A 22,552-nucleotide genomic window follows, 5' to 3' on the forward strand; every position below is an offset into this window, starting at 1 on the left:
CACCCCCTTAAATCATTAGACCTTTACCACGCCCTGGTGATATTAAAAGTCTCGCCGGAAGGCTCAATTGCATAAAATCCCTTGAAAAACGAAACTGCGCCCATCTCTGCTTTTTTTAATTCAAAACTGCAGAGATAAGCGCAGTCATTAATTTAGCGGCTTATCTTGAGATCTCCCGGCAGCACAGTTCTATCATTCTGTCGGTAAACAGTATCCCCTTGCCCCAATATTCCGGCAGGGTTCGATTGAGCAATACGCTTTCTATAGCGCCCCAGAGGGCGGCAATAATGAGGCTGGAATCCAAAAGCGTATCCCTGGATTTGCATTTACCCGCTTTGACTGCGGCGTCAAGAAGTGTTTTGCCTAAATAGTTGCTTTGGTAGTATATTTGCAATTGTTCTTTATTCGCTTCTTTATTGGGTTTAAGGCGGCCCATGAATAAAATTGCAATTCGGGGATTTTTGAACGTCCAATCCCTGAATGCTGAAAGCCCGGCCTTAAGAGCTTTCATTGGCTCTTTTATCCCTTCCAGCTTTTTTTTGATAAAATTATTCATTTCGGCAATGCTTTCCAGTTTCACTTCCTCGAATAATGCATCTTTGTCGCTGTAGTAATAATAAAGCGTCGTCGCAGTTACTCCGCATTCTTTTGCTATATCCCTCATGGTTATTTCTTCCGGTTCTTTTTCCATAAGCATTTCCACAGCTTTCTTTTTGATATCTTCAATCAATTTCGGGTTTGCATTCCTCATAAATTTCCCTCCCGATTACCAGTGCTATTTATTCGCCAAAAAAGCGTCTTTAATTATTGATAAGGCAGTGGTCATTCCTTCTGTATCAACAATAATATCTCCATGAGAACCATCTACGGCGCCGTGTCCGGCAAGGGAAAGCTGTACCCTGTCAAATGGCTCGCCATAAATAAACCCGGCGGAATAAACAAGCGATGGCTGCCCATTCACACCGGCAGCCGGCAGATTATTGCCTGCCTTTTTTGGCCACCGATCATTATAATCGAAACTTTGATTCACCTCAAGGAAAATGTGATATTCGCCGCCAATGACCAGAATATGATTATCAAATGCTGTCTGTACTACTCCTTTCGGTGTAGCCGAAGTAACCGAATCTATCTCATCGGTATACATGGATTTACTGCGGCTATGCTCCCATACCGGCAGCGCTTCCGGCCTGCCAGCCTTGGGCGCCATACGCCAGCTTTTGTTTCCGCTCCGGTTGCTGACCAGAATCGTCGATACATAGCTGCCGTCAATATCGGTAAGCCATGCTGCAAATTGCGGTTTTTTCCATTCTTCTCCCGGATTGATGATAAATTCCATACCGTCACTTACAGCCAAAACCCTGGCAGACGGAGCGGAACATGAAATGCAAAGCAAGGCCGGTAAAACAAAATATAAATAATTAATCCGCATATATCATTTCTCCCTGATTATCGTAATTTAAATTTCATGGTTGCAGCAACCCGGAAAAACTCAAGCCGTCTTTGTGATGAATCGACTATTTGCCTGTCCTGGTAAAATTCATTGTCTTTGGTTGATGGTGTGAAATTCCGCATGGTCCGCGATTGTACAAGCAGGGTAATGCCCATCCGGTCGGTAATTTTAAAGTTAAGCAATGCGGAAAGAGTCCAGCGGGAAAGGTCATCTCCCCAGAATTCACCGCCCGCGGCATTGTAGATATTTTGATTTTCTTCTGCAAGAATACCAACCATATCAAGAAAAAGGGGCATCTGATAACCCAACAAATAGTTGCCGTAATAATTAAACCCATTCCGGTTTTCGCCTGAATCGTTTTCAAAATACCATGAATCATTATTCTTCGCCGCAGTGTACGCAGCATAGTTTATTTCATGATAAGAATGAAACACAATATGATGCCAGTCGCCGGGCCACAGCGCGGCAGTATCAAACTGCAAAACCGCGCCGCCCTTTACATTCCACAAAAGCCCGCCGAATGCGGAGCCTTCTACACGGGTCGTTCCGTCGGCATTATATACGTTTTTCCCAATCCCTATGATTTCATCCCCCAGGGTTATATTCCACCCTGAGCCAATCCGCCCCCCGGTAACCAATTGAAAAAACGCCACCGGTGTCCAGACGATTTCCGCAACGCCATTGAGCGATATCGGAGATAGTTCGGCAGTCAAGGTTGCGCTGATATTATTACCCTGAGTCAGCATTCCCTCCCCCCGAAGGAATGGGAAAGCGAAATTCCGGGAAAGCCCGATTTTGGCCTCCGGGATACTCGTAATGGTAACACTGAGATCGGTCGAGGAAGTATACCCCCCATCATCACCCCACAATGGCGCCCAGAGTACCAAAAGGACAGCCGCGAAAAACAACAAACGTTTCATTCTGTTACACTCCTATATAACCATATTAAGATTATGATGTAAAGATAACATTGTTATGTTAACTTTGTCAAGTATCTTTGTCAAATTTTCATCAATTTAGCGGCTTTTATATACTACTGATGTGGGGGTTAGGAGTAGACTGCTCTTATGCCATACAGCAAATGCCCTGGAGGATACCCTACAGCTGATCCAGCGACAGCAGATCCACCGGCGGTATCACTGTTTCGCGGTGTATCTCCCTGTTCAGCATGGAAAGTATGAGCACCGTGCCGACCGGCAAATGATAGGGAACCGTGAGGGCGCCTCCTGCGTATTCTGCTGCAAGAAGCCGGCGGCGTTCGCCATTGGGAAGCTGGGCTTCGAGTCTCAGCGCCAGGGGATAGGGGTTCTTCGCCATGCTGTACTTGAAAAGACCGAAGACCTCGCCCACCGGAACTTCCGCAGGGGAGAAAAGGGTGATAGCCACCCTGGTATTGGATTGAACCATGGTGTCCCCCGCTGGGTTCTGGGCCGCAACGGTTTCAGGTATGTCCCCTTCTCCCGCAGGTTTCAGGGTAAAAGTAAAGTCAATGCCCGAATACCCAACCTGTTCCAAAGCGTCGTTTAGGGGAAGGCCCGTAAGGTTCGGTACACGGAGAAGAGAATCCTCGGGTCCCCGGCTTACAACAAACTCCAGAACCGTGGGGCCTGAAATGCCGGAACCGGGCTCGGGCTTCTGCTGCAGGATAGTTCCCGGATCTTCGGCGGAGTATTCGTACATGAGGGGTTCTTTAAGGGTTACCAGCGGAATTGCGCTGCCTTCCGATGCAAAGAGAGTCTGGAGATCCATACGCACTTCATCAATATTCCGGCCCAGGTAATTTTCGACCGTGTTGACCATGACGCCCTGGCTTACCACGAGGCGTATGCGGCGGCCGGCCTTGACTATGATTCCCGGGCGGGGATCCTGCTCCAGGATGAGGCCCTTGTCGGCTGAGCTTTGGGAATAGCGGAGCTGTATGCGGGGATAGAGCTCCTTGACCTGGAGTTCCAAAAGGGCTGCGGTCAGATCCTGGCCCACTATGTCGGGGACCATGGTCTGTTCGGCCCCTCTTACGGAGATAAAAAAAACCGAGACCGCAATGATCCCCACAAAGACCAGAAGGCCCACAGCCATGGAGATAAAGAGCCGCAAATGGTTGGCTACATAGCCTTCTATTGCGTCAAGGTCAAAATTGATAGCCATTAACCAAAAACCTCCGATATCATCCGGGGACAGACCTTATCCTAAAAGAGTCCCCACAAAATCCCTGGCCCCATTCATAAAAGACTTCCAGTCCAGGGCCTTTTTTGCCTGCCACTGAAGCCGGGAAACCGCGTATACCCCGTCTCCTGTTTGTACCAGTATTCCCTTGCCCCTGTCTATGCCCAGCACTATACCCGGGGCTGCTTTTGTTTCGGTCTGCCCCCCACTGCCCGGGCCTTCAAAGGGCTGGCCTTCAAGTATATAGAGGGTTTGCCCCTCCTGTGCGGTAAAGCAAAGCGGCCAGGGCGTAAAAGCCCGAACCCTGGCGTCGATTTCCAGGGCGCTCAATTTCCAATCAATGTGACCGTCTTCCTTGCGGATAAGGGAGCAGCAGCTTGGCTCGCCTTCCTGGCTCTTGCCCTGAAACAGTGCGCTTTTTGACAAAGCCTCTTTCGGCAGGGCGGCAAATTCCCTCGTCAGCGAAGCAAGCAGCTCCGCGCTTCTTTGCGCAGCGTCTTCGCTTAAAGATGCAGTAGTCTCATTACCCGAGAGCGGAAACTTTTCCTGAGCCAAAATATCCCCTGCGTCCATCTCCAAAGCCAGCTTCTGGATGCTGACGCCGGTCTCTTTTTCACGATTGAGTATGGCAGCCGGTATGGGCGTAGCCCCCCGGTACTTTGGAAGGAGGCTGGGGTGTATGTTTATCCCCCCCAGGGGAAAAAGTCCAAGAAATTTAGGGCCGAAAATTTTGCCATACGCAAATGATATGAGCAGATCCGGTTTGAGGGCGGCAACAGCTTCCCTTGCCGCTGCATCCAATTTTTCAAACTTTAGCTGGGCAATGGGAGGGAAGCCTTTTTCAGCCCTTGCCGTATCAAGGCCGGAAGCAGCAACAGAAACATCGGTGGGCTCTGGTTTGCCGCTGCGGCCTTTGGGACTGTCGGCATTGGTCAATATACCTGCCAGGGCAATGCCTTCGCCAGCGAGTTCCATAGCAGAAAGGGCTTCAAGGGAAGGAACTGCAATGCCCGGGCTTCCGGCAAAGAGTATGCGCACTAGGCTTTCCTTTCAGGAATTCCCGGAGCAGCGCTTTTATCTTTTGCCTTCGCAACAGCAGCCTTTTCCATTTTTTCAATGATCCTTTTGCGTTTGGCTTCAGAGATGTGGTCTATAAAAAGGGTGCCGTCAAGGTGATCGTATTCATGCTGTATCACCCGGGCAAGCATACCAGACGCTTCCAGGGTAAAGGGGCGGCCTTTCTCGTTCCAGGCCTGGATTTTGATGGTCTTGGGGCGCACCACATCGGCGTAGTAGCCGGGAATCGAGAGGCAGCCTTCTTCATATTTGATAGTGTCCTGGGAGGTTTCGATTATGGAAGGGTTGATAAATATCCTGGCTTCGTCCCCGTGGATATGCACCGCGAAGATCCTTTCCATGAACCCTACCTGGGGGCCTGCAAGACCCACGCCATCGCCGTCATGAAGGGCCTGGATGAGATCAGAAGCTATTTTGATATACCCAGGGCCTATTTTCCTGACTGTCTCCGCTTTTTGACGGAGCAATTCGTTTCCCAATAACAGAATATCCATACATATACATAATAGCAAAAACAAGGCCTTACGGAAAGGGGCTTTTCGGGTTATACTGGCAGCAATGTTTAATGACTGCATAATAATGGCAGGAGGATCGGGAACCAGGCTTTGGCCTGCCAGTACCTCCAAAAAGCCCAAACAGTTCCTTCCAGCCCCTCCTGACAAGAGTTTTTTTGCCTCTTCAGTGGAAAGGGCTTTGGTAGTAACCGACCCTGCCCACGGCAGGGTAATCATCATTGCGGGAAAAAGCCATGTGAACCTAATCGCCGAGGCTTGCGCGGACTTCAGCCCCCAGGAAAAAAAGCGCCTCGTGCTGATCCCAGAGCCTGCGGCAAAAAACACAGCCCCTGCCATTGCCTGCGGCATACTCTATGCGGACTGGGAAGGCGGGGGCCAGGAACGGAACATCCTGGTTCTTACCTGCGATCATATCATAAGCCCGCTTTCGGTTTTTAAGGCAAATGCCGCCGCCGCCGCCGCATTTGCCCAGCAGGACAAACTGGTCGTCTTCGGCATACAGCCCCACTCGCCCGATACAGGCTATGGCTACATCGAAACTTCCCAGCTCCTTTCGGGCTTCAATATCCAGGACAAGGGCCGCCGCCATTATGAGCCCGAGGTTTTCAAAGCCTCGGCCTTCAGGGAAAAGCCTGACAGAAAAACCGCAGAACGCTATGTCAAGGCAGGGAACTTCTACTGGAATTCGGGGATGTTTGCATTTTCCTCAAAATTCATGATTGACGAATTCCGCAAGAATGCTCCCGAGGTACTGGCGCCTTTCAGCAAACTCATGGCGCCCGAGGATCAGGAATACCGGAAGCTCAAGGGTCTCCGCATACTTTCCGAATGGATGGATCTCGACAAGGCATACAGCAAAACAAAAAGCATTTCCTTCGATTATGCTATTGCGGAAAAATGCAGCCAGACGGTGATGGTCAAGGCCGATTTCAAGTGGAGGGATGTGGGCAGCTGGGACGAGTACGCCCGCATGCTTCAGACGCAAATACCGAAAAATCAAACCGCCGCCGACAAAGAGGCTGATATTTTCCGGGTTGGCTCCGAATCGACTTTCGTGGATTCGGATATCCCCGTGGCCCTTTGCGGCGCGGAAGATTTAATCGTAGTAGTGCGTTCGGGCAGGGACGGGAATCCCCCGGCGGTGCTCATTGCAAAAAAAGGCGAGACCCAAAAAGTAAAAGAAGTTGTGGAAAAAATAAAAGCATCGGGAAGGAAGGATCTGCTTTAAAGGAGGAAACCTATCATGACAAAAAAAGCGTTAGTTTTACTGGCAGAAGGTTTTGAAGAAGTGGAGGCTATTACCCCCATCGATTATCTCCGCCGCGCAGGAGTGGAAGTTACTATTGCTGCCATAGGCAAAAGCAAAACTGTCAAAGGCTCCAGGGGCATGGAACTGAATTCCGATGCATTCCTGGCAGATCTGCTGCGAAAAGGGACGGCCTCTTCCTTTGACGCCCTAGTGCTTCCCGGCGGCTCCCTCGGCGCAGAGAATCTTGCGGCTTCAAAAGAGGCGGGGGATTTGCTTAAAGAAGAAGCAGCCAAAGGCAAATTGATTTGCGCCATCTGCGCTTCGCCCGTAGTGGTACTGGCGCCTTTGGGCATGCTTAAAGGCAAAAAATTCACCTGCAACCCCGGGGTAGAAAAAGAAGTCCAGGACGCCGTCTTGTCGCATGACAGGGTAGTAACAGATGGAAATATCATCACCAGTAGAGCTGCGGGAACAGCGGGGAATTTTGCGGCGGCTATAATCGCCGAACTGGTAAACAGGGCCGAGGCTGAAAAATTGGCAAAGAGCGTAATGTTGATATGACAGTTTGCGTCAATATTCTCTAATTCTAGCGCAATTCCTTTTCCAAATATTTTAAGGCGCTGGGATCAAGCTGGGTGCCTTTAACATCCAGCACTTCCCTGGCCGCCTTGTTCCCAATAGCTGCGCATTCGCCAAGGGATCTATCCCGTATCCAGGCTGCGAGGAAAGCTGCGCTGAACGCGTCCCCCGCGCCGGTGGTTTCAAGAGGGATCACCGGTATGGTTTCTTCACGGTACATATTGCCGCCTGCAAAAACCACAGCCCCCCGCTTTCCCAATTTTACGACAACTATGGGGAACACATCCTGGGCGGTAAAATCCTGGAAGAGGCGCGCCATCTCAGGGCTTATTCCATTGTTCTTGTCACCCTCTCCATCAAGATCCTTTTCCTGGCTCAGGGCGCGGTAAAAAGCCCGGGACTCGTCTTCGTTCATGAAGAGTATCATGGGGTAGGCCCGGGCATAAGTTACAATTTCTACCGCCCTCTCTTCCGCAAGGCCAGTGGTGCTCGCGTCAAGGGCTACCGCGGTGCCATACTTGTACGCCAGTTCCAGGATATGGCAAACCAGCTTGCGCCTCTCCAGCATGAAGCCATCCAGCACAACCACCTTGGCCTGGCGTATGGCATCCTCGTCTATATCTTTTTCGTTAAGGTCCAGGGCTGCGGAAGGCGAGGCCGCGATCTTCACCCTGCCGTCGGGCATTTGGAGTATGAGGCAGGCACCTGTGGGCAAAGCCTTATGGGAAATCCGGGATTGCACTCCCGCGTCGCTGAGATCCTTTTCAAAAACCCGCCCGAATTGATCGGAACCCAAGGCGCCTATGAAGCCCGCCTTGAGCCCCAGCATACTCGCAATCTTCGCCACATTGGCGGCGCCTCCGCCGGAGACGGCGGAAAATTCGGGCAGCACCGCAAGAACTTCCCTGAGCTTGTCCATGGGGACATGCTGAACAGGCTCGATAAGACCAAAGCGGAAATCAATATCTTCTTCGCCCTGGGCAAACACATCCACCAGGGCATTGCCTATGCAAAGGAGTTCAAGCTCTTCCAATTATTTCGGTTCCGCAATAATCGATTTTAATTCAGGATGCTTTGCCAATTCTTCCTTGAGCCCCTCGGCGCGTCCCTTGTTCACATACTCCTTTTTCTGGAACGAGTAGGCAAACTTGGTGTGCACATCGTAAGTGCCTGCCATGAGGGCATAGGCGTCCTCGGTCATCACAAGTTCCTCGTCAGTGGGGATAATGTAAATCGGGATCTTGGACTCGGGCTTACTGATGATGGTCTCGGTGTTGCGGGTATGGGCCATCTCGTTCTTCTTGGGATCGTAGACTATGCCCACGCCTTCCAGGCCCTGGAGGATTTTTTCACGCATGAAGAAGGCAAACTCTCCGACCCCTGCGGTAAAGACCAAAGCGTCAACACGGCCCAGAATGGCCTGGTAGCCGCCTATGTATTTCTTGACCCTGTGGGCTTCCATGTCCTGGGCAAGCTCGGCCCGTTTGTCCCCATCGAGCTTGGCTTTTTGTATATCCCGGCGGTCGGCGTATTTGCCGGTAATACCAAGGAGGCCCGATTTCTTGTTCAGGGCGCTTTCCATTTCAGCGGCGCTCATGCCGGTTTTCCGCATCACGTAGAAGGGCATGGCCATATCGGCGTCACCCGAGCGGGTTCCCATGATAAGGCCCTCCAGGGGGGTGATGCCCATACTCGTATCGAAGGAGCAGCCGTCTTTGACCGCGTTGATGGAGGCGCCGTTCCCCAGGTGGGCTATGATGAGGTTGGTCTTGAAGGGATCTTTCCCCAAAAGGACTGCAGCCCTCTTGGCCACATACAGGAAGGAGGTGCTGTGGAAGCCGTACTTCCTGACCGAGTATTTCTCGTACCACTCATAGGGCACGGCGTAGAGGAAGGAAGCGGGAGGCATGGTCTGGTGCCAGGCAGTATCCATCACGGCGCAGTGGGGTACATTGGGGAGCACTTTTTTGGCGGCTTCGATGCCCATGATATTGGCGGGGTTGTGGAGGGGGCCCAGATCCTTCACTTCGTTGAAGGCCGCCATGGCCTTGTCGTCCACAATTACGGATTTGATAAATTTATCGCCCCCGTGGAGCACCCGGTGGCCCACCGCCTTGATGACATTCATGTCGGAAATGACCCCTACTTTGGGGTCTGTCAGGGTTTTGATGATGAGATCCACCGCGTCGGTATGGGTGGGGCAGTCGTGGCTAGCAGTGTACTCCTCCTTGCCTTTCACTTTATGGGAGATAAAGGAACCCCCGATGGTAACTTTTTCAACTATCCCTACAGCCAGCACGTCTTTTGCATCCCAGTCGTAGACCTGATATTTTGCGGAAGACGAACCGCAATTTAGAGTCAGAATAACCATTATATAACCTCGCTTAAATATTTCCTGCATTCTACTATAGATAAATAATAATTATAAGACTCCAATGCCGGGGGGCTTGCCAGCTAGTCGGCCTTCTCCTACAATAGAACAATTGCAGGGAGCGTCTAGGGAGCAATTATGAAGCAGATCTTGATAATTGATGAATCACCACTCTTCCGGGAATATCTGCGGCTCAAACTCGCAGATAACGGTATAGAAGTAAGCGTGGGCATCAATGCCATGGACGGCATTTCCAAGATGAGGAACATGGCTCCCGACCTTATCATCATGGATTACCACCTTTCCAAGCAGGGCTACATGGAAGTGCTCAAGCAGAAAAAGGCAAACCCCAATACGGTCAAAACTCCGGTCATTATCCTGGCCCAGCGCATAGATCAGAGGCGGCTCATTGAGCTTGTGCCCTTCGGCGTAAAAAAGGTCTTTACCAAACCTGTCAAAATTGACGCCCTCTTTATCACCCTTTCCGAGCTTTTAGGCGTGCCTTTCAATATCGACGAAAGCCCGGGCATAGTGGAAGTCCATGTTAACGATGACATCATTTTTATAGAGCTGGCCCAGGGCCTAAACCGGGACAAGCTCGACCTCCTCCGGTTCAAGATAATCGAGCTTATTGAATTATACGAGATACGGGTGCCAAAAGTGATTGTCATGCTCAGCGACATCAAACTGAGTTTTGCCGATGCCCCAAACATGCAAAAGCTCCTCGAAACAGTGCTCCAGGCTTCCCGGGCCAAACTGCACTACATCAGGGTCCTCACCAAGGATGAATTTGCGCGCCAATTCATTGAAGGGCAAAAGGAATATTCCGGCATCGAAGTGGTTTCCAATCTCCAGTACGCCATGGACGGCCTCCTCCAGGACATTGAGCAGGGCATGGAATATGCGGAAAAGAAAGCTGAGCTTATAGGCGAAAAAGTCCTCTCCGCCGGGAACAGCACAGCCGAAGAATCCATGGCGCTCAAGTTCGACGCCGAAGCCAAGAGCTTCACCATGGAGGATATCAAAGAATCGGTTCAGAATCTGCGCATCGCGGTTATCGACGATGACTTCATCATTCAGGAACTTATCAAAAACACCTTTCAAAAAACCGGGGCCACGGTAACAACCTTTTCCGACGGGGGCGAGTTCATCGCTGCTGTGGATACCGAGGAATTCGACCTGGCCTTCCTGGATCTCATGATGCCCAAGGTGGACGGCTTCGAGGTGCTCAAGGCCCTGCAGTCAAGGGACATCAGATACCCGGTGATAGTCCTTTCCGCAGTGACCCAAAGAGAGACAGTCATTAAAGCCTACCAAATGGGCATTAAAAGTTATCTGGTTAAGCCCCTCAAGCCGGAGGACATTTTCAAGAAATCCATGGAAATTCTAAAGGCCAACTTCTAAAAGAGAGCCTGTTATGGAAGCGAAAAAATCGGCCGGGCTCTTTTCCCGGTTTTTTACAGAATCAGACGCAGCAATGGCGATCATGGACATCGAAGGTTTTGTCATCGCCTCGAACCGGCGCCTTGAAACCCTCCTGGCATCCCTTTCAGTTTCCGCTTTACGCCAGCCTCTTTCCATTCGCGATATCCTGAGTTCCAAACAGACCTCGCTATTCTGGTCTTCCCTTTCCCGCATCGTTAAGCGCGAAACCAGGGAAGTCAATTTTGAGACGGCCCTCCATCCAAAGGATGAAGAAGAAGGGGTATTTCATTTTTACAATATCCATGCATGGCTTCTTGAAAAGGACGGGAGCGCCCAGCCCGGGCTGCAGGGGCCTTTCATAGGCATATTGATAGAAGACAGAACCATGGCCCGCCAGGAAGAGAAGCGCCTCCTTGAAGACAAGGAAATCGCCGAAAAAGCCATGGAAGCCAAAAGCCAGTTCCTTGCCAACATGAGCCACGAAATCCGCACCCCCATTCAAACCATTATCGGAATGGTAGAACTGCTCCAGGATACTTCCCTGGATCATGAGCAGTCCGAATACTCAAGCCAGGTTAAATTTTCTGCCGAGGTTCTCCTCTCCCTCATCAACGACATTCTGGACTTTTCAAAAATCGAAGCGGGCAAGATGGAGCTTGAGCATATAGATTTCGATCTGGAACAGACCATTGAGCAGGCAGTGGAGATGATCTCCATGGAAGCCCATAGAAAGGGCTTGAGCATTGCTACCGATGTGCCCCTGGAAGCCTGCATCATAATCCGGGGGGATCCCAACAAGTTTCGCCAGATCCTCATCAATCTCGCCAAGAACGCAGTGAAGTTCACCAAAGAGGGGGGCGTTACCGTTACAGCGCAGCTCACAGAGCTTGGGAAGCAGGAAGCGATCAGGGTGTCGGTACACGATACGGGCATAGGCATCAGCGAAGAAGCCAGGAGCCGGCTCTTTACTACCTTCATGCAGGCTGATGCTTCCAACACCCGTCGTTTCGGCGGTACCGGCCTGGGGCTTGCCATTTCGAAAAACCTGGTGGAACTCATGGGGGGCATTATAGAAATGGTTCCCGGCGAAGAGGGGGGGTCGGTTTTCCGTTTTACCATACCCCTGGAACGTTCTGATCAAATGCCCCCTCCCCTGCCTGTCCCCGCAGGGGGCCTTGAAATCCCCATACTGGTAGTGGATGACCGCTCAAGGCCCCGGACCATTACCTGTTCTTATCTTGTGGATCTTGGATATCGCCGTATTGAACCCGCCTCTTCGGGCGACGAAGCCCTAAAACTCATGCGGGAAGCGGCAGCCCGGGGCACGCCTTTCAAAATCTGTTTTATAGACATGATCATGCCCGTCATGGACGGCTGGCGCTTGGCAGCGGAAATTCACAACGACGAAAAAATCAACAATGCGGATCTTATACTCATGGTACCCCACGGACTGCTGGGAACCGATACCAAGATGACCCTCCTCCGGTGGTTCAAAGCTTATATCTCCAAGCCCATAAAGCGCAGGAACCTGGCGGCCACCATCAACACTGCCCTGAATAAAAACGAAGAAACCGATGAACCGGCAGAAATGGAACCTGTGTCCGAACTTGAAGCCCTCCCGGATGAAGAAGCCAAAAGGCCGCCCCCGGCACGTGCCAACGAAAACAAACCCACAGTGCTTATTGCGGAGGATCATCCTGTAAACCAGAAACTCTTTGCCATGATCATGGACAAGCTCGGCTATCCTTCCATACTGGCGGACGATGGCCAGGACGCCATGGAAAAAGCCCTGGCAAACAACATTGCACTTATCTTTATGGATATACAGATGCCCCGCATGAACGGCTACGAAGCCACGGAAAACCTCCGCAAAAAAGGTTTCAAAAAACCCATCATCGCCGTGACTGCCAGCGCCTTTGCGGACGAGCGGGAACACTGCCTCAGCATAGGCATAGACGACATACTCACCAAACCTTTTAAGCGGCCCGACATCGAAAAGATGCTCCTCAAGTGGATCAATCTGCGGCAGGAAGAACCCCCGGCCGAAGCGGACGAGCTGCCCGAGGGATTCCTGGAAGAAGCCGATACCATACACCATTCAAAAAAAAGGGCCGAGATATTTGGATATATTGACGAGGGCTTGGAATCTCCTGAGGCGGTTAAGGAAATTCAGCTGCAGCCAATTGCAGCAGGCACTGCGGCCGTGTTCGATTCGGCGGAGATGCTTGATACTTTCATGGGCAACTCTGAAATGGCCGTCTCCCTCCTTTCGCGTTTTATAGAAAGAACAGGAACCCAGATAGACGCCATCCCGGCACTCAGGGAATCGGGGGATATGGACACTGCGAGACGGGAAGCCCACACCATTAAAGGCGCGGCTCTCACCATGGGGGGCAAAGAATTGGGCCATGCGGCAGCCCGCCTTGAGGCTGCCTTTAAGAACAAGGATGAGGCTGAGATGGAAGCGGGCTTCCAGCCTCTCAAGGAAGCCTTTGCCCGCTTCTGCAAAGAAGCCGGGGACTTCCTGAAAAAACAATGAAACTCGCCTGCATTCACACCCACACCTCATTCTGCGACGGAGAAGGCAGTGTCGAAGACTTTTGCCAGGCAGCTTACGAGAAGGGCCTCCAATCCCTGGGCTTTAGCGCCCATGCGCCGGTCTTTCGAAAAACAGGCATAAAAACCGGCTGGAACCTGCCGGAAGAAAACCTTGAAGCCTACCTTGATGCAGTAAGGGCAGCCAAAAAACGCTGGGAAGGGAAGCTCCCAGTTTATCTGGGGCTTGAAGTTGATTTTATCCCTGGCCTCATATCGCCCGGGGACAAGGATTATAAGGAGATGGGCCTGGACTATACCATAGGCTCGGTTCACTTTATGATTCCCCCAAAGGGCGCCTTGTTCACCGTGGACGGGCCTATAGCGGAATTGGAATCGGGCATACGCGAAGGCTTTGGCGGGGACACCGAGGCACTGGTGAATGCCTACTGGGATAACGAGGAAGCCCTTATCTCCGGCGGCGGTTTCACCGTGCTGGGCCATATTGATCTGATAAGGAAAAATAACGCCAAAAACCGCTTCTTTCGGGAAGAGGACGCGTATTACCGGCGCAGGATTGAAAAAATCGCGGCCCTTGCAGGCCAGCGCAGGATTGTCGTCGAAATCAACACCGGCGGCATGAACCGCAAGCGTATTGATTCGCCCTATCCCAGCCTGCCTTTGCTCAGACTCTTAAAGGAAAACCAGGTACCCATGGTTATCAACGCCGACGCCCACAAGCCCGGAGACCTGGACGGCCACTACAAAGAGGCTTGCGAAGCCATGCTTCTGGCAGGCTATACCGAAACTGTGCTGTTTAGCGGTTCCGGCGTTCCTCTGCGGACTTGCAGTCTATGCACATAAGGGCATAAGGGATGGCTTCGAGCCGAGGCTGGGGGATCTTTTTGCCGCACTTCATGCAGAGGCCGTACTTGCCCTGTTCAATGCGGGTCAATGCCGCATCAATGAGCTTGAGCCTTTTGATGTCTTGGGAGCCAATGGCCTCTATCATCTTGCGATCGATATCGTCAGAAGCTATGTCAGCCAAATCCTTGGGGTCCATGCCTTCCACAATTTCTTTGAAATCTTTGTTGTTAGCTACAAGGTTGGAAATAATCTCTGTTTTTAGTTTTATCAGGGATTCCTTCATCTTATCTACAAAATCTTGTTCCATTCAACCCTCTCTGTTATTTTATGTATGTTTTTCAATCTGGGTACAATGCCCTAATCAGAGGATTTTGTCAATAGGTGAAAGCTGGTGAAAGCAAAAAAGTTTCATTCGAAAAAACGCCTGGCTGTACCAGGCGCGTTTAGCGGCAATAGGGATCGGACCTATGACACTACGGATATGAGCCGTATGCTCTACCAACTGAGCTATGCCGCCGTTATAATGAACGCTCGTCAAAATATCAAAAATTATCGTTTTTGTCAATCCAAAGGCCGGGAATTCTCGTTCCCGGCCTTAAGCCTTAAACAGCCAGCCCCGATTCGGCATTTCCGCCGTAAGAAGAACCGAGGTAGCCTCTGGGTATGGGATTAGGCCGCTGGAAGGTGCTGGTCATCTGGTAGAACTGTTTGGTTTCGCAGCTCTTGTAAAGGCCAAGGAGGAGCTCCAGGCCGTGGAAGGCCATTTCCTTGCTGGTACGGGGTTTCCTTCCCTTCCGCAGGGACCAGGCAAGCTCGGCAGGGCCTATGCCTCGATGGCTCTCGGAGAAGGTATGGGTGGGCTGAAGGGTGACTGGTTCAGTCTGGCCCTTAAGTATCACCTTGACTTCCCCGCCAAAACGGTTGGGGTCGGGCATATAAAGTATGCCGTCGGTACCGTACATCACAATCTGAGGTTTTTCGTTCCCTATGCTGCATGAATTGAACATGAGGGAGCCATAAACGCCACTGGCGAACTCAAAGCTGCCCGCCACGAGATTTTCCGCCTGGAGACAGAATTTCTCGCCGAAGTTTTCTTTATTGGGGAGGTAGTGGGTCCTTTCGGGGTTGCGGGTCTGCACAAAGCCCGATACCTGCTTTACAGGCCCTAAAATGCTCAGCATGGCGGTTACATAATACACGCCTACGTCCAGGCCTATACCTCCGCCCGGCCCGGCAGTGAAGGGGTAGAGTTCAGCCAAAAGGCCTGCGTCCCGGTTCAGCACCGCTGTCACGGAAGTGATATCCCCGATAAGCCCTGAATCCAGGTAAAAACGGGCAGTCTGGATGGCCTCCCCCATAAAGGTGTCAGGTGCATTGCCATAAAGCAAGCCCTTCTTGTCTGCCAGCTGTACCAGCTCTCTTGCAGCTTCTATGGAAAGGTCAATGGGCTTTTCAGAATAGAGGTTCTTTCCGGCGTTCAACACCTGGGAACTCACCAGGTGATGGTTCACCGGGTCTGTGATATTCAGCACCAGCTCTATGCTTTTATCATTGAGGATTTCATCAATGGTCATTTGCCTGATGTTAAACTGGTTAGCCCGCTTTTCCACCCTTTCCTTGATGATGTCACAGCAGCCTACGACATCAAGAATCTCAAAGAACTTGGTCATGTTTGTAAGATAGGTCTCGCTAATTACCCCGCAGCCTACTACTGCGACTTTTACTTTCGGAATTCCTGCCATAATTTACCCCTTGTATGAAAATTAATTGTACAAAAAACTTCAAATAAGTTTGAATTCTTTAGCCGCAAGGGTCAAGGCCCCATTCCAATAATTATTGGAAACATAGGCAGAACGGATCTCTGCGCTGTCAATGCGGCTTGCCCGGCGCTGGAGCCGCTTAAAGGCTATGCTCACGGCTGTCCCCAAATCCACCTGGGGGGCGCCCGTGCTTTGGAGTATGCTGTACCATGCATAATAGTAAAAAGCATCGTTGGGATCGCCATCGGCAGGGATCTCTTCCCGTATAAGGCGCTGCATTTCGTTTCGCAGTTCTGCGCTTAATTCTTCCGACGGCAAAAGCCTGCTTTGCGCCAGTGCCTTGTATACGCGGGCGAATCTGGCCCTCAAGGCTCCGGGGGGGATGAACATACCCTCGCATTGGGCAAAACCGCTGCTCCAGTCAGGGCTTTCGGTAAAGAAGAAGCTTTCATTCCCTGCATCCTGCAATTCAAGGGCTATAATGCTTTCCGCCAGTGCCAGGGCTTCCCTGTATTCGCCGGCAAGGAAGGCAGCTTCCGCGGCAAAAAGCAAGGCGTCAGAATTCCGCCCCGCAGAAGGTCCGGGCACAGAAGCCGTTTTCTCCCGAGAGGCGCCTGTGACGTTTAAGAAAACCCTGGTTCTGAATGCCCAGGCTTCGACAGCCCCCTGGGGCATCGTTCCAATTAAAGATTCAAAAAGTTCCAGGGCTTCCTTATAATTCCCGGCCTCAAAAAGCAGCCTCCCCCGCAGGAACAATGCACGGCCCCCCCATTCTGAACAGCCCAGCAGGGCGGCTGTTTCTTCTGCTTTTGCCGCGAACCTTTGAGCCATTGCCAGGTTGCCGTAGAGGAAATAAATTCCCGAGGCAAAATAAGAAGAGCGCAAAATTTCTTCAGGGGCTTCTGATTTTTCAGCCTGCTCTACGGCAAAGGAGATATATTCCAGAGCGTCAGAAAAGCGCTGCTTGAAAACATTCTCCAGGGAAAAAAGCCTGAAAGCAGGGATTGCGCCGTCTTTTAATCCCTGGTTTATGCGCAGGGCTGCTTTTGCGCATTCCGAAGCCTGCTCCTTTTCCCTTGCCCCAAGATAGAATGCCGTGAGATTGGCCTGGATCTGAGCTTTGAATCCGACAAAAGATTTCTCAGGAAGCTCCGGGACAGGAACTGCAAAAGCCACCCGTATTTCCTGCTCTGTCCCATGAACCAGCATCCGGAGGGTGTCAAAGATCCAGATTAGGGCCTGGGCGTTTTCTTCGCCCACGAGGGGCCCGAAGCTTTTATCGGCAATGGCGTTCTCTATGCCTTTAAAAGCGCTGCTGCACACATCGGAGCGTATAGCAGCAAGAATCAGGGCATCCCCTGCCCTGCCCCCCAAATCAGAAAGTATTTTGAGCAGCCTGAAGCAGGGACTGAGCCTGTGCGAATTTACCCAATCGAGGATGCGGCCCCTTGCCATCTCCTTAATTGTCTCTTTGCGTTCCCCAAGGGCTTTTTCCGCCCTGGCAATAAAACCTGAAATGCGGGGCTGGGGCTTATTGTCTTCAACGAGCCCCTCGGCGCCCAGCAATTCCATAGCCTTCATGGGCAAAGCCTTGTTAAGGCCGGCTTCATCAAAAAGCTGGGGGAAAAGCCATGCCGGAAAATAGCGCCCCAAAAGCGCAAGGGCATAGGCTGGCTCCAGAATTGCCTGGGGTATATCAAGCTTATTCTTCCCGGGCATATCATCAGCGGTAAATTTCAATATTCTGGGGAAAAGGCTCCCGTATTCCCTGAACCCCTCGTCAGGAGGGATACTGTTAATCCCAAAAACAAGGAAGCTGTCCCTGTTTTCAAGGCTGTTCCAAACCTCCCTGAAGACAAGCATGCCTTCGGCTTCAAGGGGGTTTTCCAAAAAGATTATAGCCTGGGGGAGGCGGGGACTTAAAGTTTCCATATAAGAGAGGAGGAGGAGCTTAAGGAAACGGCGCAATGCAAAACCAGCATAGGGCGAAAGCTCTTCCCTAATGCGTTCCTTAAAAATGAGACTTTGAAGGGAATCAAGTTCCTCAAGCCTATCCTTATTAATGGAAGCTGCAAGAAAAGCCCTCAGTCCGGGGTTCAATGCGTCGGCAAAACAGGACGGGCTATTATCGCCGGGGGTAAACTGTATGGAAAGAAGAGGGGCGCCGCCCAAAAGACTTTGGCAGTAATGGTACAGCCCGTCCCGCTTCCCCATAAATTCAGGCCCTATGAGGAGAGTGTTTTTGCCACCCCCCTGGGCCAGGGCGCGTTCTATCCTGTCCCGATAAGGGTAGAGGCTCAGGGGCTCCTGTGCCCGAGGGGGGCTGACATTTTTCAATTCGCAGTAGGAATTGAAAGGCTTGTTGAAGGTCCCAAAGGTTTCAAGCTCCCCCGCGATTTCCCTGGAACACCAGATACCGGTAAATTCCCCTCCTGACAGCTCCCGGGCCAGGTGTTCGGCTTCGCCTTCGGGTATATCCCTGCCCAGAATCAGGGCATAGCCCGAAAGCTCCCTGCGGGCTTCTGCAAATTTTTTGTTGAGGTTTTCGAGGGCTATAGCAATATCGAGCGTGAAGCCTATACGGCTATCATCAAAAGAGGCGGAAAGCATGCGCCTGGCCGAAACAAATTTGCCCCCTGCGGCCTTTGCAGCCCCTGCGAAAACCTCTTCCAGATCGGCAATCAAATCCGGCCTGGTTCGGCGGAGCTGGGAACGGAAGCGGAGGAAAAAAAGCATCTGTACCATTACCCTTACTATACCAGCATGCGGTGTTGAAATAAAAGCTCTTAACGATTAACGTAATAGCAAGGAAGGATACGCATGGATACCGCGCAATTTAAGGGAAGGTCATTGCTGACCTGGCTGGATTATGAAGCGGACGAGATCCGCCATCTATTGGAACTTTCAAAAAAAGTAAAAAGGTCAAAAACAGCGGGGGGAAGGTCCACCTCCGTTTTACAGGCAAGACCCTTGCCCTGCTCTTTGAAAAGCGTTCCACCAGGACCCGCTGCGCCTTTGAGACCGCCTTTGGCGAAGAAGGGGGCCACCCTGTGTTCCTCTCCACCCAGGACATACAGCTGGGGGTCAAGGAATCACTGGAAGATACTGCCCGGGTATTGGGCAGGATGTTCACCGCCATACAGTTCCGGGGCTTTAAGCAATCCGCTGTGGAAACCCTGGCCAAATATTCAGGAATCCCCGTTTTCAACGGCCTCACCGACGATTACCATCCCACCCAGGTCTTGGCCGACATCCAGACCCTGGAAGAAAACTTTGGCGATTCCTGGGGCAAAAAGCTTTGTTTTGTAGGGGATGGCAGGAACAATGTGGCCCGCTCCCTCATGGTCATCTGTTCCAAGCTGGGGATTAACTTCTCAGTCATTACCCCGGGGAGCCTCAACCCCGACAAGGTTCTTTTGGACAAATGCAAGCCCTTTGCCGAAGCCACGGGGGCAAAGATCACGGTCACTTCGGATTTGGCCGAGGTAAAGGGCGCCGACGCCCTCTACACCGATGTATGGGCCTCCATGGGCGAAGAGGCCAAGAAGGAAGAGCGGGCAAGACTCCTCAAACCTTTCCAGGTGAACCAGGCCCTGATGGACAAAACAGGCAGGAAAGACTGCATATTCCTCCACTGCCTCCCTGCGGTCAAAGGGGAAGAAGTCACAAAGGATGTCATAGATGGCCCCCAAAGCCGGGCCTGGGACGAGGCGGAGAATCGCAAGCACACCATAAAGGCCATTATGCTTGCCGCCATCAATGGAACAGCCGATTAGGCTGGTCTGAAGGCTGGCCCTGAGGCCTTGTGGAGTGGGCCTTTTAGAATTATAATGAAGGTCTGGAAACAAATTTGTTCCGATAATGAAGGAGCAAAATTTAACGGCAGGCAGCCGATGTGAATATCAAGGAGGATATATGATGAAAAAAGCGCTTTTTGCAGTGCTGATTGGGCTGGTTTTGGGCATAGGGCCTACGCTTTTTGCCCAGGAAAAGTCGCAGCGCAAGGAATCCGAGTTTTATTATTTCAGTGTGCCTATCGAAAAGATCTATTCATACCGTTCAGGCTATGTGGTCACCTACAGGAAAGGGATAAACAAAATGACCCGCACCTATATACCCCATTCCTGGTTCGAAGGTCCCAACGGGAAAGCCGAAGAGATTGGCCTGGGTTCAGGCAAAGCCTGGCCTTCCCTGACCGTGTACTACAAGAACGGCGAATTTAGCCATGTGCGTCTCTATGTGCGCAGAGAAAGGTCCCACGAATCCTGGGGCATAGTCCCCCTCAATGTCAATATTGATCAGTATTTTGAGGGTGTAGAAGAAATCAAACTGGAATTCTGATGTCCCCTGAGGAACTGGGAACCATCCAGGAAGCTATCCGCGGCGAAGGCCTCGACGGATGGCTTTTTTGCAACTTCCGCCACAGGGATAAGCTCTCGGACGATATACTGGGGCTTTCCCATGACACTACCAACTCGCGGCTCTGGTTCTATGCTGTCCCGGCCAATGGCAGCCCTCTCAAAATAATCCATGCTGTCGAGCCTCAGGCCCTGGATGTCCTGCCCGGCACAGGGGTTTTCTACATAGCCAGGGAAGATCTCCTCGCCGCGTTAAAACCCCTCAGCGGGAAACGTTGGGGTGTGCACTCGTCGGAGACCATATTGGCTCTTTCCTATCTCGACGCAGGGACAGCGGCTGTCCTGGAAAGGGCGGGCCTTAAGCTGGTTTCAGCGGCCCCTCTCATCCAGCGCTTCCGGGGCCTTCTCGGCGCGGAAGCCATAGCTTCCCATGAGCGTGCCGCAGTTCATCTTTATGAAATCGTGGGCTTGGCCTGGGATCTGGTAAAGGAAGCCCATAAGAACAGAAAACCCATTTACGAGGGCGATGTCCGTTCCCTCATGCTCTCTGAGATGGAAAAACGGAAACTCTTCCCCGATCACCCTCCCATTGTGGCCGCAGGGCCTAATGCGGGGAATCCCCATTATGATTTTGAAAACAAAGGCGCTCTTTTTAAGGAAGATGATGCCGTACAATTTGACCTTTGGGCCAAAGAAGAACTGCCCGGGGCCGTGTTTGCCGATATATCCTGGATTGGGGTCTTTGCAGAAAAGGCTTCCTCAAGAATCGAGAAAACTTTTATCGATCTTATAGCTGCCAGGGACAGGGCATTCTCGTTCATCGAAGAAAAACTTGCCAGCGGGCAAAGACCCAGCGGGGCTATGGTAGACAAAGCTGCCAGGGAGATGCTCATCGGAAAAGGTTATGAAAAGGCTATTAAGCACAGGACAGGCCATGGCATAGATACGGAGATCCACGGGTCAGGGGCGAATATGGATTCGGTGGAATTCCCCGATTCGCGGCTTCTTTTGGACGGTGCCTGTTTCTCCATAGAGCCGGGCCTCTACTTTGAGGATTTTGGGCTTAGGACTGAAATTGACGTGTATATACAGTCCGGGAAGGCTTTTATTTCGGGTAAGCCCCATTCAAGGCAGTCCGACCTCCTCCTCTGCTAGAAGTTTATTGATGAAAGAAATTCCCGCTGAGCTAATCGATTTTATAACAAGAGGAAATAAATTCATAATCGCCGGGCATCTGGAGCCCGATGGCGATTGCGTGGGAAGCCAGCTAGCCCTGGCCTCAGCTTTGAAGCGGCTTGGGAAAAAGGCCATTCCCTGTTCCGCCGGGCCTTTCAAGCGCACAGAAGTCAAACCTTACGAGAAATTTTTTACCCCTTCCCCCTCTGAAGCTGATCTCAAAGATGCCAGGGTGATTATCGCTGACTGCGGCGCACTGGAACGCACCGGGAAACTGGCACCCCTGCTGGAAAGCTTGCCCCTGGCGATCATCGATCACCATGCAGGGGGGCAATACGCCGAGGGCGGGCAGAGCGCAGGACCGGTATTCATAGACGGAAATGCGCCTTCTGCCACTTTATTAGTATTGCATTTAATCGAGGCATTAGGGCTTAGCCTTGCACCGGAAGAGGCGGAACTCCTTCTCTTTGGCCTCTGCACCGATACAGGCTTTTTCCGCCATGTGGACGAAAAAGGGGCTGAAAGCTTCGAGGCTGCGGCTGCTATGATACGCGCAGGGGCAAGCCCCAAAAAAGCCTTCCAGGATATACACGGCGGCAAGAGCCTCGATTCCCGCATACTCATGGGCCATATACTCTCCAGGGCAGAATCTCATTTCAACGGAAGACTCATACTTTCAACTGAAGAATACGAAGAAACCCAGCGTTTCGGCCTGGAAGGCAGGGATTCTGACGCAGTCTACCAGATGCTCCAATCCATTGGCGGCATGGAAGCCATAGTCATCATACGCCAGGAAAAACCCGACAACTGCACTGTGGGCTTCCGTTCGAGAGACAAAGTGGATGTTGCGGCAGTGGCTAAATCTTTCGGCGGCGGCGGGCACAAAAACGCTGCGGGCCTGAGCATTGCGGGCACCATTGACGAACTGAAGCCGCGCATACTTGCGGCCTTTCAAAACATCCTATAAATACTTTCATAAAGAAATTTGATTACATTTGTCACTTTATTAATGCGAAATTGATGTTCT

The 22,552-nt window shown here is 51.6% G+C and carries 20 protein-coding genes and 1 tRNA gene; 9 read left to right on the forward strand and 12 right to left on the reverse strand.

What is annotated here, in order from left to right:
• Positions 1-160: 160 nt before the first annotated feature.
• From TREAZ_RS13330 to def, 6 genes are all read right to left on the reverse strand, one after another.
• Entirely contained in the window at positions 161-751 is a 591-nt protein-coding gene (locus tag TREAZ_RS13330) for a TetR/AcrR family transcriptional regulator (RefSeq protein WP_015712404.1), read from the reverse strand.
• 24 nt (positions 752-775) lie between these two features.
• Positions 776-1,354, reverse strand: coding sequence for a DUF2271 domain-containing protein (locus TREAZ_RS13335; RefSeq protein ID WP_043923524.1), 579 nt, complete (start codon positions 1,352-1,354; stop codon positions 776-778).
• Between the two features lie 92 nt (positions 1,355-1,446).
• Positions 1,447-2,370 (reverse strand): hypothetical protein, encoded by a 924-nt coding sequence (locus TREAZ_RS13340; protein WP_015712406.1) that lies wholly within the window; start codon positions 2,368-2,370, stop codon positions 1,447-1,449.
• Positions 2,371-2,548: 178 nt separating this feature from the next.
• On the reverse strand, positions 2,549-3,595 hold the full coding sequence (locus TREAZ_RS13345) for a PASTA domain-containing protein (RefSeq protein WP_015712407.1): 1,047 nt from the start codon (positions 3,593-3,595) through the stop codon (positions 2,549-2,551).
• Between the two features lie 36 nt (positions 3,596-3,631).
• Positions 3,632-4,651, reverse strand: a complete 1,020-nt coding sequence (gene fmt, locus TREAZ_RS13350; RefSeq protein ID WP_015712408.1) for a methionyl-tRNA formyltransferase — start codon at positions 4,649-4,651, stop codon at positions 3,632-3,634.
• The gene (gene def / locus TREAZ_RS13355) at positions 4,651-5,184 is read right to left on the reverse strand and encodes a peptide deformylase (protein WP_015712409.1); all 534 of its coding nucleotides are present in this window, start codon (positions 5,182-5,184) and stop codon (positions 4,651-4,653) included. Before def ends, fmt begins: the two co-directional genes overlap by 1 nt.
• Before the next feature lie 64 nt (positions 5,185-5,248).
• Between def and TREAZ_RS13360 the strand changes: the two genes are divergently transcribed.
• Together TREAZ_RS13360 and TREAZ_RS13365 are read left to right on the forward strand one after the other, a co-directional pair.
• Complete coding sequence (locus TREAZ_RS13360) at positions 5,249-6,433, forward strand: mannose-1-phosphate guanylyltransferase (protein WP_015712410.1); 1,185 nt, start codon at positions 5,249-5,251, stop codon at positions 6,431-6,433.
• Between the two features lie 15 nt (positions 6,434-6,448).
• Positions 6,449-7,015: a DJ-1 family glyoxalase III gene (locus TREAZ_RS13365; protein ID WP_015712411.1), complete on the forward strand. Its 567-nt coding sequence runs from the start codon at positions 6,449-6,451 to the stop codon at positions 7,013-7,015.
• A 25-nt stretch (positions 7,016-7,040) separates the two neighbouring features.
• Here the strand turns inward: TREAZ_RS13365 and TREAZ_RS17495 are convergent, their stop codons facing one another.
• Both TREAZ_RS17495 and TREAZ_RS13375 read right to left on the reverse strand, forming a co-directional pair.
• Entirely contained in the window at positions 7,041-8,066 is a 1,026-nt protein-coding gene (locus TREAZ_RS17495) for a carbohydrate kinase family protein (RefSeq protein WP_015712412.1), read from the reverse strand.
• Positions 8,067-9,404: an acetate kinase gene (locus TREAZ_RS13375; protein ID WP_015712413.1), complete on the reverse strand. Its 1,338-nt coding sequence runs from the start codon at positions 9,402-9,404 to the stop codon at positions 8,067-8,069.
• Between the two features lie 138 nt (positions 9,405-9,542).
• Between TREAZ_RS13375 and TREAZ_RS13380 the strand changes: the two genes are divergently transcribed.
• Genes TREAZ_RS13380 through TREAZ_RS13390 form a run of 3 tightly spaced genes read left to right on the forward strand, consistent with a single transcriptional unit; the run spans position 9,543 to position 14,228 of the window.
• Entirely contained in the window at positions 9,543-10,808 is a 1,266-nt protein-coding gene (locus TREAZ_RS13380; RefSeq protein ID WP_015712414.1) for a response regulator, read from the forward strand.
• Positions 10,809-10,821: 13 nt separating this feature from the next.
• Complete coding sequence (locus TREAZ_RS17500) at positions 10,822-13,368, forward strand: hybrid sensor histidine kinase/response regulator (protein ID WP_015712415.1); 2,547 nt, start codon at positions 10,822-10,824, stop codon at positions 13,366-13,368.
• The gene (locus TREAZ_RS13390; RefSeq protein ID WP_015712416.1) at positions 13,365-14,228 is read left to right on the forward strand and encodes a histidinol-phosphatase; all 864 of its coding nucleotides are present in this window, start codon (positions 13,365-13,367) and stop codon (positions 14,226-14,228) included. Before TREAZ_RS17500 ends, TREAZ_RS13390 begins: the two co-directional genes overlap by 4 nt.
• Here the strand turns inward: TREAZ_RS13390 and TREAZ_RS13395 are convergent.
• The 4 genes from TREAZ_RS13395 to TREAZ_RS13410 form a co-directional block, all read right to left on the reverse strand.
• Positions 14,182-14,538, reverse strand: coding sequence for a TraR/DksA family transcriptional regulator (locus TREAZ_RS13395; RefSeq protein WP_015712417.1), 357 nt, complete (start codon positions 14,536-14,538; stop codon positions 14,182-14,184). The two genes, TREAZ_RS13390 and TREAZ_RS13395, sit on opposite strands and share 47 nt — an antisense overlap.
• Positions 14,539-14,675: 137 nt before the next feature.
• Positions 14,676-14,748: transfer RNA gene (locus TREAZ_RS13400), tRNA-Met, on the reverse strand.
• Positions 14,749-14,833: 85 nt separating this feature from the next.
• Positions 14,834-15,973, reverse strand: coding sequence for a Gfo/Idh/MocA family protein (locus TREAZ_RS13405; protein ID WP_015712418.1), 1,140 nt, complete (start codon positions 15,971-15,973; stop codon positions 14,834-14,836).
• A gap of 39 nt (positions 15,974-16,012) precedes the next feature.
• Entirely contained in the window at positions 16,013-18,736 is a 2,724-nt protein-coding gene (locus TREAZ_RS13410; RefSeq protein WP_148257820.1) for a hypothetical protein, read from the reverse strand.
• Positions 18,737-18,885: 149 nt separating this feature from the next.
• Between TREAZ_RS13410 and argF the strand changes: the two genes are divergently transcribed.
• The 4 genes from argF to TREAZ_RS13430 all read left to right on the forward strand — a co-directional run bounded on the left by argF (position 18,886) and on the right by TREAZ_RS13430 (position 22,492).
• The gene (gene argF / locus TREAZ_RS13415; RefSeq protein ID WP_342632994.1) at positions 18,886-19,767 is read left to right on the forward strand and encodes an ornithine carbamoyltransferase; all 882 of its coding nucleotides are present in this window, start codon (positions 18,886-18,888) and stop codon (positions 19,765-19,767) included.
• A 139-nt stretch (positions 19,768-19,906) separates the two neighbouring features.
• Positions 19,907-20,332, forward strand: coding sequence for a hypothetical protein (locus TREAZ_RS13420; RefSeq protein ID WP_015712420.1), 426 nt, complete (start codon positions 19,907-19,909; stop codon positions 20,330-20,332).
• Positions 20,332-21,504 (forward strand): M24 family metallopeptidase, encoded by a 1,173-nt coding sequence (locus TREAZ_RS13425; protein WP_015712421.1) that lies wholly within the window; start codon positions 20,332-20,334, stop codon positions 21,502-21,504. The genes TREAZ_RS13420 and TREAZ_RS13425 overlap by 1 nt, the downstream gene beginning before the upstream one ends.
• A 10-nt stretch (positions 21,505-21,514) precedes the next feature.
• The gene (locus TREAZ_RS13430) at positions 21,515-22,492 is read left to right on the forward strand and encodes a DHH family phosphoesterase (RefSeq protein WP_015712422.1); all 978 of its coding nucleotides are present in this window, start codon (positions 21,515-21,517) and stop codon (positions 22,490-22,492) included.
• Positions 22,493-22,552: the final 60 nt, after the last annotated feature.

It is taken from the genome of Leadbettera azotonutricia ZAS-9 (assembly GCF_000214355.1).
GTDB classification, from domain to species: domain Bacteria; phylum Spirochaetota; class Spirochaetia; order Treponematales; family Breznakiellaceae; genus Leadbettera; species Leadbettera azotonutricia.